The organism is Dyella choica (genome assembly GCF_003977665.1).
Lineage (GTDB): Bacteria > Pseudomonadota > Gammaproteobacteria > Xanthomonadales > Rhodanobacteraceae > Dyella_B > Dyella_B choica.
Window position 1 is genome coordinate 1 of the sequence record NZ_RYYV01000043.1, and the last position, 14,539, is coordinate 14,539.

Genomic DNA, 14,539 nt, shown 5'->3' on the forward strand with positions numbered 1-14,539 from the left:
CGGAGATCTTCTTTGAGCATTACATCAAGGCTCGCGATGGCCTCGCTCCGGCTGATGCACTTGGAGGTTGAATCTGCCGTTACTTTTCTTTGGGCCCGCAAAGAAAAATGACTCGGGCGCCTACGGCGTCCGAAAGCGCCGCAGGCAATGGTTCAACCTACGACATGCAGCAACCGTGCGACGACGAAAAATGGGGCCGTTGGGGATTTACACCCCAACCTACGTGAACCCCTACAGGATCTCCAACACCCTCTCAGGCGGACGCCCAATCACCGCCTTGCCGTTGGCGACGACGATAGGCCGCTCGATCAGCCGCGGATGCTTCACCATCGCAGCGATCAGCGTTTCCTCGTCGAGCGATGGATCATCGAGCCCCAACTGCTGATACTCGTCCTCACCCGTGCGTAGCAATTGCCGCGCGGTGACGCCGAGCTGCAAGAGCAGTGCTTTCAGCTCAGCGTCGCTGGGTGGCGTTTCGAGATAGTTGATGACCTCGAACGGCTTGCCGTGCTGCTCCAGCAAGGCAAGCGCACCGCGCGATTTCGAGCAGCGGCTGTTGTGATAGATGCGTATCATCAAGAATCAGCGATTGCCGGAACGATTGCCGCCACCGCCACCCTGGCCGTGCGGACGATTGCCGCGCTGAGGGCGGCCACCACTCGGGCGATTTCCGCCACCCGTTGGACGATTGCCACCGCCACCACGGCTATTGCGATTGCCGCTGCCGCCACCGGCATTGAAGCCGCCGTACGGACTGTTCGAGCCGCCGCCACCACGACGATTGCCTTGCGCCTGGCCGCCGCCATGGCTGCGGCCGCCTTCGCGCGTCTCGCCGGCAAACCAGGTGCGGGCGGGCGGTAGTTCCTGGCCGGGGCCGATGCCGCGCTTCTTCTTGCCGTGTGCCTTCTGTTGGCGATCCGGTACGGCCACGTTGCCGTTCACTTCGCGATTCGGATTCGGGCGGCGCTTCTGCTTGCCGCGTGCAGGCTCTTCGCGGATACGGTCGAAGGCACGCAGCTCGCGGGCTTCGTCGTGATAGCCGCCGCTCCATGCCGCGGTGCCACTCTTTTCCGGGCGATATTCGACGACGTTGCGCGGCGCGCGGCGCTGGTGCAGCACGGGGCTCAAGGTGAGCACCGGTTGCGGGGCGCCAAGGCCGGCCGATTTGCGCAGCTCTTTTACGGCATCTTCGTTAAGCGCTTCGCAATCGCCGCGGCGCAACATGCGAGGCAGCTCGGTGCTGCCGTAGCGAATGCGCTTCAGGCGGCTGACCAGGAAACCCTGCGAATCCCACAGGCGACGCACTTCGCGGTTGCGGCCTTCGCGAATCACCACGCGGAACCAGCTATGGCTGCCGCCGCGACTGATGACGGCGATTTCGTCGAAGCGGGCGGGACCGTCTTCGAGCTCCACGCCGGCCTTGAGCTTTTCGATCACTTCGTCGGGCACTTCGCCGTGCACGCGGCACAAGTATTCGCGCTCCAGGCCGCTACGCGGATGCATCAGCGCGTTGGCGAGGTCGCCGTCGGTGGTCAGCAGCAATAGGCCGGTAGTGTTGATGTCCAGGCGGCCCACGGCGACCCAGCGCGCACCTTTCAGTCGCGGCAGCTGTTCGAACACGGTGGGGCGGCCTTCGGGGTCTTCGCGCGTGGTCACCACGCCTTCGGGCTTGTGATAGACCAGTACTTCGGCATCATCGCGGCTGTCGGTGGCGACCACGAATTGCTTGCCGTCGATCACGACGCGATCGCCGGCGCGCACGCTGGCGCCGATGGTGGCAGGACCGCCGTTTACTTCGACCTCACCGGCCTGGATGCGTTGCTCCAGCATGCGGCGCGAGCCAAGCCCGGCGTTGGCGAGCACTTTGTGCAGGCGCTCTTCGATTTGCGGGGTGTTCTCAGGCGGCGTGGCGCGCTTGAGGCTCAATACGGATTTTTGTGGCGCATTCATGCGCGGTACTCCTCGGTGTCTTGCTCGGCGGCGCCTTCAGCGGCGTCCGCGGGATTCGCTGCCTCATCGGCAGTGGAAGGATGGGTTTCAGTTTCGGTGACGGCGTTCGCTTCGTCAGCGAATTCGCCGGAATGGGACGGGACTGCTTCGGTGGATTCTGCGGAGGGTTCTGCGTGGGGTGGAGGTTCCGGATGCTGCTGACCCTGGTCCGGCAATGCTTCGTCGGTCGGCGTCACGTAATGCTCGGCGTCGACCGGTTCCTGCTCGGAGCGTTCTTCTTCTTCTTCGGCGTGTGTTTCGCCGACGAACGCATCGGCTTCTTCAGCCTCCGGGTCGATCGGCAGATCGCGTATGGGCCGGGGTGGAACGGGTTCGTTGTCCAGGCGCAGCTGCGGGTCTTCCATGTCGCGGATTTCGGACAGTGGCGGCAGCTCGTCCAGCGATTTGAGGTTGAAGTAGTCGAGGAAGGCGCGGGTGGTGCCGTACAGGGCCGGCTTGCCGGGTACGTCGCGGTGGCCGACGACGCGGACCCATTCGCGCTCTTCCAGTGTCTTGACGATGTTGGAAGACACTACCACGCCGCGGATCTGCTCGATTTCCGGCCTCGTGATGGGTTGCCGGTAGGCGATCAACGCCAGCGTCTCCAGCAGGGCGCGCGAGTAGCGGCTGGGTTTTTCCGACCACATGCGCGACACCCAGGGGTATACGTCCTGCCGTACCTGGTAACGGAAGCCGGAGGCGACCTCCTTCAGTTCCACGCCGCGACCCTGGCTATCCTCGGCCAGTTGCTCGAGCGCCATGGCGATTTGCGCACGGTCGACCTCGTCTTCCTCGACGAACAGCTCGCCCAGCTGCGCCACGCCCAACGGCTGGCTGGCGGCCAGCAGGGCGGCTTCGATAATCGGTTTGAGTTGCTCGATCTGCATAGCCTTAGGATCGGGTGTCCATTGCAGTTGCGCTCTTGTTGCTGTCGGTTACTCGCCACCGTAGGCGGCATTCGGTTCCTCGAACAAATCGTTGCCACCGGTGTCCTCCATTACGGTTTCTTCGTGGGCCGAGGAAGCGTTGGCTTTCACGTAGATCGGCGCCAGCGGTTCTTCCTGCACGATACTGACCAGAAACTCCTTGGCCAGCTCCAGCATGGCCAGGAAGGTGACCACCACGCCCAGGCGTCCTTCGCTCGCGTCGAACAGCGTTTCGAAGCGGTGGAACTGGTCGCCGTCCAGGCGGCTGAGCAGTTCGCCCATGCGCTGGCGCACACTTAGCGCCTCGCGCTTGATCGCGTGATGCCCGAACAATTCGGCCCGGTGCAGCACGTCTTTCAGGGCCAGCAGCATTTCCTTCAGATCCAGCGGCGGCGGCAGCTTCACCACGTTGCGCTCACCCGCGTCGGCCTGCGCCAGCACCGTGTCGCGTTCCAGGCGGGGCAGGGCTTCGATGTCCTCCGCGGCCTTCTTGAAGCGTTCGTACTCTTGCAGCCGGCGCACCAGTTCGGCGCGGGGGTCTTCCTCCAGGCCTTCTTCCGTGGGCGGGCGTGGCAGCAGCAGCCGCGATTTGATTTCGGCCAGAATCGCCGCCATCAGCAGGTATTCGGCGGCCAGCTCCAGGCGCATCACGTCGCGCATCATGTCGATGTATTCCATGTACTGCCGGGTGATTTCGGCAATCGGAATATCGAGAATGTCCAGATTCTGCCGGCGGATCAGATACAGCAACAGATCCAGCGGCCCTTCGAACGCCTCCAGGATCACTTCCAGCGCATCCGGAGGAATGTACAGATCCTGCGGCATCTGCAGGATGGGTTCGCCGCGCACGATGGCCAGCGGCATTTCCTGCTGCTGCGGAACTCCCGCGAACGCGTCTTGCGTTGCTAGTACAGGCTGAGACTCGGTTGGCTCAGTGCTCATCAATGCATGTCGTTGATCCGCCCCATGGGGGCTGGCGTTCTGTTGACGACTCGAAACTCTCTCCCACATGGAAACCTAAGAGTTCCTGCCTGGAAGGCCTCAGGTGTTTGAGGCGATTCCGATAAAGCTCATCTGCGCGATGCCCGCCAAGCGCGCGGTTTCCCGCGATGCCGGTCCTGATGAACCCAACGCCTGACGGACCCCACGGTCGTGGTTCGTGTCAGGCTGGCAGCCGCCGGAGGCCGGTCGGTAACGGATACCTGTGTCACTGATACGACCGGGTATGAACCGGCGTAACGCCGCTGGCGTCGCCCGCGATTCGCAAAGGTCGGCTGAGCACATCGGGTGAGAGCCATTTCGGCCGGGGTTCCCGGCGATCATCCGTGCATGGCTCCACGCGCAGTTACAGATTAGCGTCACGGCTGCGGCATGTCTAGCGAAGGCTTCAGCCGCGGTAACGGGTTGTCAAAGCCTGCCCGGGGAATCCAGGCCGCATCCAGGGATGCTCTGATCTATTCCAAGTGCCCGGCATGACGTCCAGAGGGCCCGCAGGGCGGGGCGCGCGGCACAAAGCAGTGACGGGGACGAATAGATCTGGGCATCCCCAGGCCCTGCCGACAGGAACTCCCGGGCTGCGGCAGCATGTGACCCTATGCGGCGGCGGCGGCGCCCTGACGCGGCTGCAACACGCCTGATTCAGCAATGAAACGCGGCTGTAGCAGTGGCATGTGGCTTGCTTCATCATATGAGCGCATCCGGGGGACGCCAGTTAGGACTACGCTGGTGCCCGACGAGTGACGAAGCTGCCGGGAGGTCCGGGTTCATCGCTACGCAGGATCGGATCTGGGCGCCGCGTCGGCGTCGGGGTGGTTGGGAGATGAAAAAGATGACGACAAAAGATGGGCACGCGACGGACGGTTCCGATGGGGAGCATTTGCGCCCCGCGCGCATGCGCATCAAGACCACGGTATTGATGAGTCACGGCGAGGAATCCCATAGCACCGACCTGATCGATATCTCGGCGACCGGCGCCTTGTTGCGTCGCCCGAGCGGCTGGAACGGAAAGGCGGGCCAGAGCTGGGTACTGGACATGATCTTCGGCGGCGACCTGCATATCCACCTGGAGGCGAAGGTGGCGCGCGTGTCGGAACGGCACATCGGATTTGCCTACACGCACATTCCGGAGGACAAGCAGGTGCCGCTGTGGAACCTGCTGGGCGGCTACGCCGACATTCTGGAGATGTGGCACCACGAGTAGGTTGGGGTTGGCACCCCAACCTGCGATGGCATCCTGAGCCTACCCGGCAACAGCTGAAGGCTTCTTCTCGTCCCGCAGCTCGCGCCGCAGGATCTTGCCTACATTGCTCTTGGGCAGCGCATCGCGGAATTCGATGCTCTTCGGACGTTTGTAGCCGGTGAAGTTCTCCCGGCAGAACTGCTTGAGCTCATCTACGGTGAGGTTCGGATCCTTGCGCACCACGAACAGCTTGACGGCTTCCCCGGAGTGTTCGTCGGGAATGCCGATGGCGGCAACCTCGGCCACGCCCGGATGCTTCATCACGGTATCCTCGATCTCGTTCGGGTACACGTTGAAGCCGGACACCAGGATCATGTCCTTCTTGCGGTCGACGATATAGACGTAGCCGTTTTCATCCATCTTGGCGATGTCGCCGGTGTGCAGCCAGCCATCCGCCGTGAGCACCTTGGCGGTTTCGTCGGGACGCTGCCAGTAGCCCTTCATCACTTGCGGGCCGTGCACCATCAGCTCGCCCACTTCGCCGAGCCCTAAGGGCTGATTGTCCTCGGACCAGATCGCCACCTCGGTGGAGGAAATCGGTAATCCGATCGAGCCGTTGTACTCCTTCAAGTCCAGCGGATTGATGCAGGCCGCGGGCGAAGTTTCGGTAAGCCCATAGGCTTCGGCCAGGGTGCAGCCGGTGACCTTCTTCCAACGCTCGGCCACTGCGCGTTGCACGGCCATGCCGCCGCCCAGGCTCAGGCGAAGATTGGAAAAATCCACGCTCTCAAAGCCCGGCGTGTTGAGCAGGCCGTTGAATAACGTGTTGACGCCGGTGATCACCGAGAAGCGCGAGTTGCGCAATTCCTTCACGAAGGCCGGCATGTCGCGCGGATTGGTGATGAGGATATTCAGGCCGCCCAGGCGCATGAACACCAGGCCGTTCGCGGTCAGCGAGAAGATGTGATACAGCGGCAGGGCGGTGATGACGATCTCGCGTTCCTGCCTGAGGTTCGCGCCGATCCAGGCGCCGGCCTGCATCATGTTCGCCACCATATTGCCGTGCGTGAGCATGGCACCTTTGGCCACCCCGGTGGTGCCGCCGGTGTATTGCAGAAAAGCAATGTCTTCATGCGTGATGGAAGGCTTCGGCGCCGCGTGCTTCGCGCCCGCGACCAACGCATCCTTGAAACGCACCGCGTGCGGCAGCGAGTAGGGCGGTACCATCTTCTTGACGTGCTTGAGCACGAAGTTGATCAGTACGCCTTTGGGACCTAGCAAATCGCCGATGCCGGTGGTGACGATGTGCTTCACCTGGGTTTCGGCCAACACCTGCTGCAAGGTCGCAGCGAAGTTGTCCAGCACGACGATGGCGGCCGCACCGGAATCTTCCAGCTGATGCTTGAGTTCGCGAGCGGTGTACATCGGATTGGTGTTCACCACCACCATGCCGGCGCGCAACGCGCCGAACAGGGCGATCGGATACTGCAGGATGTTCGGCAGCATGATCGCGACGCGGTCGCCCTTGGAGAGCTTCAGCTCGCCTGTGAGATAAGCGGCGAACTGCCGGCTCAGCGTGTCGATATCGTCATAGCTCAGCCGCTTGCCGAAGCTGGAGAAAGCGTCACGCTCGCGATAGCGCCCAAAGGCTTCCTCCAGTACGGCGACCACCGAGGCGTACTGGTTTACATCGATTTGCGCGGGTACGCCATCCGGGTAGTGACTCAGCCACGGGTGCTGATTGCTCATGTTCGATTCCAAGCTCCATGAATTAATGCCAATGGTGACGAGCGCGCGCATCAGGCATCATGACGGCGAGGCATTGGAGCATACGCCGGCGTACAGCGGCAAGCCGCGTCGCAGCGAGGTCTCCCAAGGGAAAGCCAGTGGATGCCAGGCATGAATTTTCTGTACCGATTTTCGTACATCGCCCTATTGACGCTGGCCGTCGCAGGGTGCCATCGCGCGCCGGATGAGGTGCTGATTCGGCAAGCCATCGACAAGGCGGCCCAGGCTGCCGAGCAAGTGGACGCAACGGCGGTCATCAAGCCGCTTACCGATGATTTCGATGGCAACGGTGGCTCGATGACCAGCCAGGACATCGCCAACCTGCTGCGCGCAGCGAGGTTTCGGGGCGAGACGCTGCATGCTGTGCTCGGGCCGGTGGATGTGCAGCCGCGTGGCGAGCGATTTGTGGCTAGCTTTAGCGTGACCCTGACCAGCGGTGGGAAATTGTTTCCATCGCAACTGGGCGTCTACCAGGTGGAAACCGCGTGGCGCAGGGAAGGGCGTGACTGGCGCTGCTATAGCGCGACGTGGACGCAGCAGCTTTGAGTTCGTTCGAATCTTAATGATTTGTCCGATTGCTGAGATCTGCTCCCTCCCCTACGTGTAGTAGGGGAGGGCTGGGGTGGGGTGAAGCAACCTCGCGGTGAACTCAAACACGCTGGCAAGCTCGTGCAACCCCACCCTATCCCTCCCCTGCAAGCAGGGGAGGGAACTTCTTACCAAGCAGCTGAGACTCGACGCTCTTAATCAGGTGCAAGCAGAGGAGGGAGCCAGCTTTCATCAGGCCGCTTTCTTGCCGGCCAACTGCCGCAGCACGTACTGCAAGATGCCGCCGTGCCGGAAGAACTCCCGTTCCTTCGGCGTAAGCAGCAGCACCTTCACGGTGAAGGTTATTTCGCCGTGCTCGCCCTTGGCCACCACCTTGGCTTCCTTCGCGTAACCGTCCTGCAAGCCGGTGATCTCGAAGGTCTCCTTGCCGGTCAGGCCCAGCGACTTTGCATTTTCGCCATCCTTGAACTGCAGCGGCAGCACGCCCATGCCGACCAGGTTGGAGCGGTGGATGCGCTCGAAGCTTTCCGCCATGACGGCTTTCACCCCGAGCAGCAGCGTGCCCTTGGCAGCCCAGTCGCGTGAGGAACCGGTGCCGTATTCCTTGCCGGCGATCACCACCAGCGGCGTGCGATCGGCTTTGTACTTCATCGCGGCATCGTAGATGGCCATCTGCTCGCCGCTGGGCACATACAGCGTGTAACCGCCCTCCACGCCGTCCAGCATCAGGTTCTTGATGCGGATATTGGCGAAGGTGCCGCGCACCATCACGTCGTCGTTGCCACGGCGCGAACCGTACGAATTGAAGTCCTTCGGCTCAACGCCCTTGGCGATCAGGAAGCGGCCGGCGGGGCTGTCCTTCTTGATGGAGCCGGCGGGCGAAATGTGATCGGTGGTGATCGAATCGCCGAACAGGCCAAGCACGCGCGCGCCGTGGATGTCTTCGATCCGGCCCGTCTCCATGGTCATGCCTTCGAAGTAGGGCGGGTTCTTGATATAGGTGGATTCGGCCCACTGGTACACCGCACCTTCCGGCGAAGGGATGCTGTTCCAGCGGCTGTCGCCCTTGAACACATCGGCGTAGTTCTTCTTGAACATCTCCGGGCTGACCGCACCGGCGATGACATTGGAGATTTCCTGGTTGCTCGGCCAGATGTCCTTCAAGTACACCGGCTTGCCGTCGCTGCCCGACCCCAGCGGATCGGTGGCGAGATTGATGTCCAACGAACCGGCTAGTGCGTAGGCCACCACCAGCGGCGGTGAGGCCAGGTAGTTCATCTTCACTTCCGGATGCACGCGGCCTTCGAAGTTGCGATTGCCGGAAAGCACGGAAGCGACGGCGAGATCGCCTTCGGCAATCCCCTTGCTGATTTCCTGCGGCAAGGGACCGGAATTGCCGATGCAAGTGGTGCAGCCGTAGCCGACGAGGTAGAAGCCGACCTTTTCCAGCTCCTTCAACAGGCCGGTTTTTTCCAGATAGTCGGTCACCACCAGCGAGCCGGGCGCGAGCGAGGTCTTCACCCACGGCTTGGCCTTCAAGCCTTTCTCGGAGGCCTTCTTGGCAACCAGGCCGGCGCCCAGCATGACGGCCGGATTGGATGTGTTGGTGCACGAAGTGATCGCGGCTATCACCACGGCGCCATCGTGCAGATGGAAGTTCTCGCCGTTCATCGATACATGCGGACCTTGCGCCAGCGCGCTGGCGTCATGGCCTACGGCGGTACCGCCGCCTTCGCCGGCAAGGCGCGCCTCGGCGCGTTCTGAGGCGCCGTTTTTACGGTTGGCAGTAAGCGCGGCAAGGGCATCTTGATAGCTCTTCTTCACGTCTTCGAGCAGCACGCGATCCTGCGGGCGCTTGGGGCCGGCCAGCGAAGGTTTCACGTCGGCAAGATCGAGTTCCAGGGTGGTGGAGAACTGCGGATGCGGCGTGTTCTCGTCGTGCCACAGTCCTTGCGCCTGGGCATACGCCTTCACCAGGTCGATCTGGTCTTCGCCGCGGCCGGACAGGCGCAGATAGTTCAGCGCCTCCTGGTCGATCGGGAAGATGCCGCAAGTCGCGCCGTATTCCGGCGCCATGTTGCCGATCGTGGCGCGATCGGCGAGCGGCAGGTGCTGGAGGCCGTCGCCGAAGAATTCCACGAACTTGCCGACCACGCCGAGCTTGCGCAGCATCTGCGTCACGGTCAGCACCAGGTCGGTGGCCGTCACCCCTTCAGGCAGCTTGCCGTTGAGCTTGAAGCCCACCACCTGCGGGATCAGCATCGAGGACGGCTGTCCAAGCATTGCCGCTTCCGCCTCGATGCCGCCCACGCCCCAGCCCAGCACGCCCAGTCCGTTGACCATGGTGGTGTGCGAGTCGGTGCCGAACACGGTATCGGGATAGGCCCAGTCCGCGCCGTCCTTGCTGCCGGTGAACACCACGCGCGCCAGATGCTCCAGGTTCACCTGATGCACGATGCCGGTGCGCGGCGGCACCACCTTGAAATTGTTGAAGGCTTTCTGGCCCCAGCGCAAAAACGCATAGCGCTCGTGATTGCGCTCGAATTCGATTTCGACGTTCTTTTCCAGCGCCGCCGGCGAGCCGAACACGTCGACCTGCACCGAATGGTCGATCACCAGCTCGGCCGGGGCGAGCGGGTTGATCTGCTTGGCATCGCCGCCCAGCTTTACCACCGCATCGCGCATCGCGGCCAGGTCCACCACGCAGGGCACCCCAGTGAAGTCTTGCAGCACCACGCGCGCGGGCATGAAGGCAATTTCCGTATCCGGCTCCGCCTTGGGATTCCACTGGGCGACCGCCTCGATTTCCCTCTTGGTGACGTTGACGCCGTCCTCGTGGCGCAGCAGGTTTTCCAGCAGGATCTTCATCGAATAAGGCAGCTGCTTCAGATCGAAGCGCTGGCCCAGTTTGGCGAGGCTGGCGATCTGGTAGGTGCTGCCGTTGACTTTGAGGGTATCGCGGGTGGCGAATGAGTCCAGCATGGGGTAACTCCTGTTGCATGAAGACTTGGAGGCGCGCGCGGCGTAAGGCTTGGGATGCTAAAGCAGCGGGCGTTAGGGGAATTGCAAGAAGGGAAGGCGTTCCGGCTTGGGGCTGCCGTGAAGTTTGAGCCAAATCCTTGACCATGCAAGTTGCGCCGGCATTGCAAGATTTCGAACGCAGGCGGAAACAGCTTGACGTTGCTGCACTTTGGCGGCGGCTGGCAAAATAGGCGGCTTCGCAGCCCCCCTTTCGGGTGAGGGCTGCCCACGGCAAACGCCATCCCGAAGGATCCGATCGCATGCTCAACGCCTATCGCCAACACGTTGCCGAGCGCGCCGCGCTGGGCGTTCCCCCGCTGCCGCTGTCAGCCCAGCAGACGGCCGGCTTGGTCGAACTGCTGAAGAACCCGCCCGCGGGCGAAGAGACCTTCCTGGTCGACCTGATCACCCACCGTGTGCCGGCCGGCGTGGACGATGCCGCCAAGGTCAAGGCGTCCTATCTCGCTGCCGTGGCCTTCGGCACTGAAAAATGCGCGCTGATCAGCCGCGAGAAGGCGACGGAACTGCTGGGCACCATGCTTGGCGGCTACAACATCCATCCGCTGGTCGAACTGCTGGATGACGCCCAGGTGGGCGGGATCGCAGCCGATGCGCTGAAGAAGACTTTGTTGGTGTTCGACGCCTTCCACGATGTCAAGGAGCGGGCCGACAAGGGCAACGCCAATGCCAAGGCGGTGCTGCAAAGCTGGGCCGATGCCGAGTGGTTCACCAGCCGTCCGGAAGTTCCGCAGAGCCTCACCATCACCGTGTTCAAGGTGCCGGGCGAGACCAACACCGACGATCTTTCCCCGGCGCCCGACGCCACCACGCGCCCGGACATCCCGCTGCACGCACTCGCCATGCTGAAGAACAAGCGCGAAGGCGCGGCGTTCCAGCCGGAAGAGGACGGCAAGCGCGGGCCGATCACGCTGATTCAGGACCTCAAGCAGCAAGGCCATCTGGTGGCCTATGTGGGCGATGTGGTCGGCACCGGCTCCAGCCGCAAGTCCGCGACCAATTCCGTGCTGTGGTGGACGGGCGAGGATATTCCCTTCATTCCGAACAAGCGCTATGGCGGCGTGTGCCTGGGCAGCAAGATCGCACCGATCTTCTACAACACCATGGAAGATGCCGGCGCGCTGCCGATCGAGCTGGACGTTTCCAGCATGGACATGGGCGACGTGATCGAGCTGCGTCCCTACGAAGGCAAGGCGCTGAAGAACGGCGCAGTGATCGCCGAGTTCAAGGTGAAGTCCGACGTGCTGTTCGACGAGGTGCGCGCTGGTGGCCGCATTCCGCTGATCATCGGCCGTGGCCTCACCGCCAAGGCGCGCGAGGCGCTGGGTCTGGCGCCCTCCACGCTGTTCCGCCTGCCGCAGAGTCCGGCCGACAGTGGCAAGGGCTACACGCTGGCGCAGAAAATGGTCGGCCGTGCCTGTGGCCTGTCGGAAGGCCAGGGGGTGCGTCCGGGTACCTACTGCGAGCCGAGGATGACCTCGGTGGGTTCGCAGGACACCACCGGCCCGATGACCCGCGACGAGCTGAAAGACCTGGCCTGTCTGGGCTTCTCCGCCGACCTGGTGATGCAGTCCTTCTGCCACACCGCGGCCTATCCGAAGCCCGTGGACGTGAAGACGCACCATGAACTGCCGGCCTTCATCTCGACGCGCGGTGGCATCAGCCTGCGTCCGGGCGACGGTGTGATCCACTCCTGGCTCAACCGCATGCTGCTGCCCGATACAGTAGGCACCGGCGGCGACAGCCATACGCGCTTCCCGATAGGCATTTCGTTCCCGGCCGGTTCCGGCCTGGTGGCGTTTGCCGCGGCCACGGGCGTGATGCCGCTGGACATGCCCGAATCGGTGCTGGTGCGCTTCAAGGGCGAACTGCAGCCGGGCGTGACGCTGCGCGACCTGGTCAACGCCATTCCGCTGTATGCCATCAAGCAAGGCCTGCTCACCGTGGCCAAGCAGGGCAAGCAGAACATCTTCTCCGGCCGCATCCTTGAAATCGAAGGCCTGCCCGACCTGAAGGTGGAGCAGGCGTTCGAGCTGTCCGATGCGTCCGCCGAGCGCTCCGCTGCCGGCTGCACGGTGAAGCTCAACCAGGCGCCGATCATCGAATACTTGAACAGCAACATCACGCTGCTGAAGTACATGATCGCGCAGGGCTATCAGGATGCCCGCAGCCTGCAGCGCCGCATCAAGGCGATGGAAGCGTGGCTGGCCAACCCGCAGCTGCTCGATGCCGACAAGGACGCCGAATACGCCGCCGTGATCGAGATCGACCTCAACCAGATCCACGAGCCGATCGTGGCGTGCCCGAACGACCCGGACGACGTCAAGACGCTGTCCGACGTGGCCGGTGCGAAGATCGACGAGGTGTTCATCGGTTCGTGCATGACCAACATCGGACACTTCCGCGCGGCTTCGAAGCTGCTGGAAGGCAAGCGCGATATTCCCACGCGCCTGTGGGTGGCTCCGCCGACCAAGATGGATCAGAAGCAGCTCACCGAGGAAGGCCACTACGGCGTGCTTGGCACCGCCGGCGCGCGCATGGAAATGCCGGGCTGCTCGCTGTGCATGGGCAACCAGGCGCAGGCACGCGAAGGGGCCACGGTGTTCTCCACCTCCACCCGCAACTTCCCGAACCGCCTGGGCAAGAACACCAATGTGTACCTGGGTTCGGCGGAGCTCGCTGCGATCTGCTCACGCCTTGGCCGCATCCCGACGCGCGAGGAATACCTGGCCGACATCGGCGTGATCAACGCCAATGGCGAGAAGATCTATCGCTACATGAACTTCGACCAGATCGCCGATTTCAAGGAAGTGGCCGATACCGTCGAAGCCTAAGCAGCATGCATCGAACAATCTCTCTCCCTTCTGGGAGGGGGTAGGCTGGGATGAAATCCCAGCATTGGGATGCTGCATGGAAAGCTGGGATTGTCATCCCAGCCTACGCGAAGCCCGGCCCATGCCGGGCTTCGTCGTTTATGCTTGCGCCATGATCTCCTCCCATTTGTCCGCCGTCTCGCTACGCGACCTGATCCTGGTGCAGGCTGTGCATCGCCACGGCAGCTTCAACAGCGCGGCCCGAGCTATGCACATCAGTCCTTCCGGCCTGTCGCATCAGGTGCAGAAAGTGGAGCAGGCACTCGGCGCACCGCTGTTCGAGCGTGGCGGGCGACGCGTGGTACCTACGGCAGGCGGGCAACGCCTGCTGGAGCAGATCGATGCCGTGCTGCTCGCCGCCGAGCATCTGCAACAGGCTGCGCGCGCGGGCGAAACCGCGTTCGGTGGAGAGTTACGCCTGGGGGTGCTGGCTACGCTAGGGCCCTATTTGCTGCCGCATCTGATCGAACCTTTTCCGCAGCATTTTCCGGGTACGCGACTCAGTTTGTCGGAAGGCAAACCGCGCGGTTTGCTGCGCCGCCTGCACGAAGGCGAACTCGATGCGGTGCTTGCACCACCGGCATCCTCGTTGAGCGGCATGGTGATGTGCCCGTTATTTTTCGAGCCGTGGGAGGTGCTGCTGCGCGCCGATCATCCACTGGCCGGCAAACGCAGCATCTCGATCGAGCAACTGGACGCAGCCCAAGCGATCCAGATGGCGGAAAGCCACGCAAACGGGGAAGGCTATGTGCAGGACGTCAGCCTGGAAAGCCTCGCGGCGCTGGTGAACTTGCGGGGTGGGCATGCGCTGGTCCCCGCGCTTGCCCACGACCGTCTCGCCTCGATGCCGGACATCGCGCTGGCGAAGATCAAGGGCGAGGCGCCTGGCCGGGAGATTGCTCTGTATTGGCGTGAGGCCTCGCCATGGCATGACAATCTGCAAGCCTTTGCAGATCTATTGCGCAAGCTGGCGAAGCAGCGTCCTGGCCTGCACCTGATCGAGCCGTAGGTTGGGGTGCAAACCCCAACATCCCCTGGTCGCAGGGTTGCTGTATGTCGTAACTGGCAGCATTGCCTGCGGCGCTTTCGGTCCCTAAAGGGACCGAGTCACTTTTCTTTGCTGGCCCAAAGAAAAGTAACGGCAGATTCAACCTCCAAGTGCATCAGCCGGAGCGAGGCCATCGCGAGCCTTGATG

General features: G+C 62.9%; 10 protein-coding genes. 4 read left to right on the plus strand and 6 right to left on the minus strand.

Annotated features, from left to right (window positions below; translation table 11 throughout):
- Window positions 1–231 precede the first annotated feature (231 nt).
- From arsC to EKH80_RS23225, 4 genes are read right to left on the minus strand one after another with little or no spacing between them, the layout of a single operon-like run.
- Window positions 232–576: an arsenate reductase (glutaredoxin) gene (arsC, locus tag EKH80_RS23210; protein WP_126687181.1), complete on the minus strand. Its 345-nt coding sequence runs from the start codon at window positions 574–576 to the stop codon at window positions 232–234.
- 6 nt (window positions 577–582) lie between these two features.
- Entirely contained in the window at window positions 583–1,950 is a 1,368-nt protein-coding gene (locus EKH80_RS23215; protein WP_126687182.1) for a pseudouridine synthase, read from the minus strand.
- Window positions 1,947–2,876 carry an SMC-Scp complex subunit ScpB gene (gene scpB, locus EKH80_RS23220; RefSeq protein WP_126687183.1) on the minus strand — a complete coding sequence of 310 codons (930 nt, stop codon included), beginning with the start codon at window positions 2,874–2,876 and terminating at the stop codon, window positions 1,947–1,949. Before scpB ends, EKH80_RS23215 begins: the two co-directional genes overlap by 4 nt.
- Window positions 2,877–2,924: 48 nt before the next feature.
- On the minus strand, window positions 2,925–3,857 hold the full coding sequence (locus tag EKH80_RS23225; protein ID WP_126687184.1) for a segregation and condensation protein A: 933 nt from the start codon (window positions 3,855–3,857) through the stop codon (window positions 2,925–2,927).
- 886 nt (window positions 3,858–4,743) lie between these two features.
- On the opposite strand from EKH80_RS23225, the gene EKH80_RS23230 reads away from it, so the two are divergent.
- Window positions 4,744–5,115, plus strand: a complete 372-nt coding sequence (locus EKH80_RS23230) for a PilZ domain-containing protein (RefSeq protein WP_126687185.1) — start codon at window positions 4,744–4,746, stop codon at window positions 5,113–5,115.
- A gap of 39 nt (window positions 5,116–5,154) precedes the next feature.
- Here the strand turns inward: EKH80_RS23230 and EKH80_RS23235 are convergent, their stop codons facing one another.
- Complete coding sequence (locus EKH80_RS23235) at window positions 5,155–6,843, minus strand: long-chain-fatty-acid--CoA ligase (protein ID WP_126687186.1); 1,689 nt, start codon at window positions 6,841–6,843, stop codon at window positions 5,155–5,157.
- 150 nt (window positions 6,844–6,993) lie between these two features.
- Here EKH80_RS23235 and EKH80_RS23240 point away from each other — a divergent pair, with 150 nt between their 5' ends.
- Window positions 6,994–7,428 carry a hypothetical protein gene (locus EKH80_RS23240; RefSeq protein ID WP_126687187.1) on the plus strand — a complete coding sequence of 145 codons (435 nt, stop codon included), beginning with the start codon at window positions 6,994–6,996 and terminating at the stop codon, window positions 7,426–7,428.
- A gap of 234 nt (window positions 7,429–7,662) precedes the next feature.
- On the opposite strand, the gene acnA is transcribed toward EKH80_RS23240, so the two are convergent.
- The gene (gene acnA / locus EKH80_RS23245) at window positions 7,663–10,413 is read right to left on the minus strand and encodes an aconitate hydratase AcnA (RefSeq protein WP_126687188.1); all 2,751 of its coding nucleotides are present in this window, start codon (window positions 10,411–10,413) and stop codon (window positions 7,663–7,665) included.
- A 299-nt stretch (window positions 10,414–10,712) separates the two neighbouring features.
- Here acnA and acnB point away from each other — a divergent pair, with 299 nt between their 5' ends.
- Both acnB and EKH80_RS23255 read left to right on the plus strand, forming a co-directional pair.
- Window positions 10,713–13,304, plus strand: coding sequence for a bifunctional aconitate hydratase 2/2-methylisocitrate dehydratase (gene acnB / locus EKH80_RS23250; protein WP_126687189.1), 2,592 nt, complete (start codon window positions 10,713–10,715; stop codon window positions 13,302–13,304).
- 151 nt (window positions 13,305–13,455) lie between these two features.
- Window positions 13,456–14,352, plus strand: coding sequence for a LysR family transcriptional regulator (locus EKH80_RS23255; protein ID WP_126687190.1), 897 nt, complete (start codon window positions 13,456–13,458; stop codon window positions 14,350–14,352).
- The last annotated feature ends 187 nt before the right edge of the window (window positions 14,353–14,539 follow it).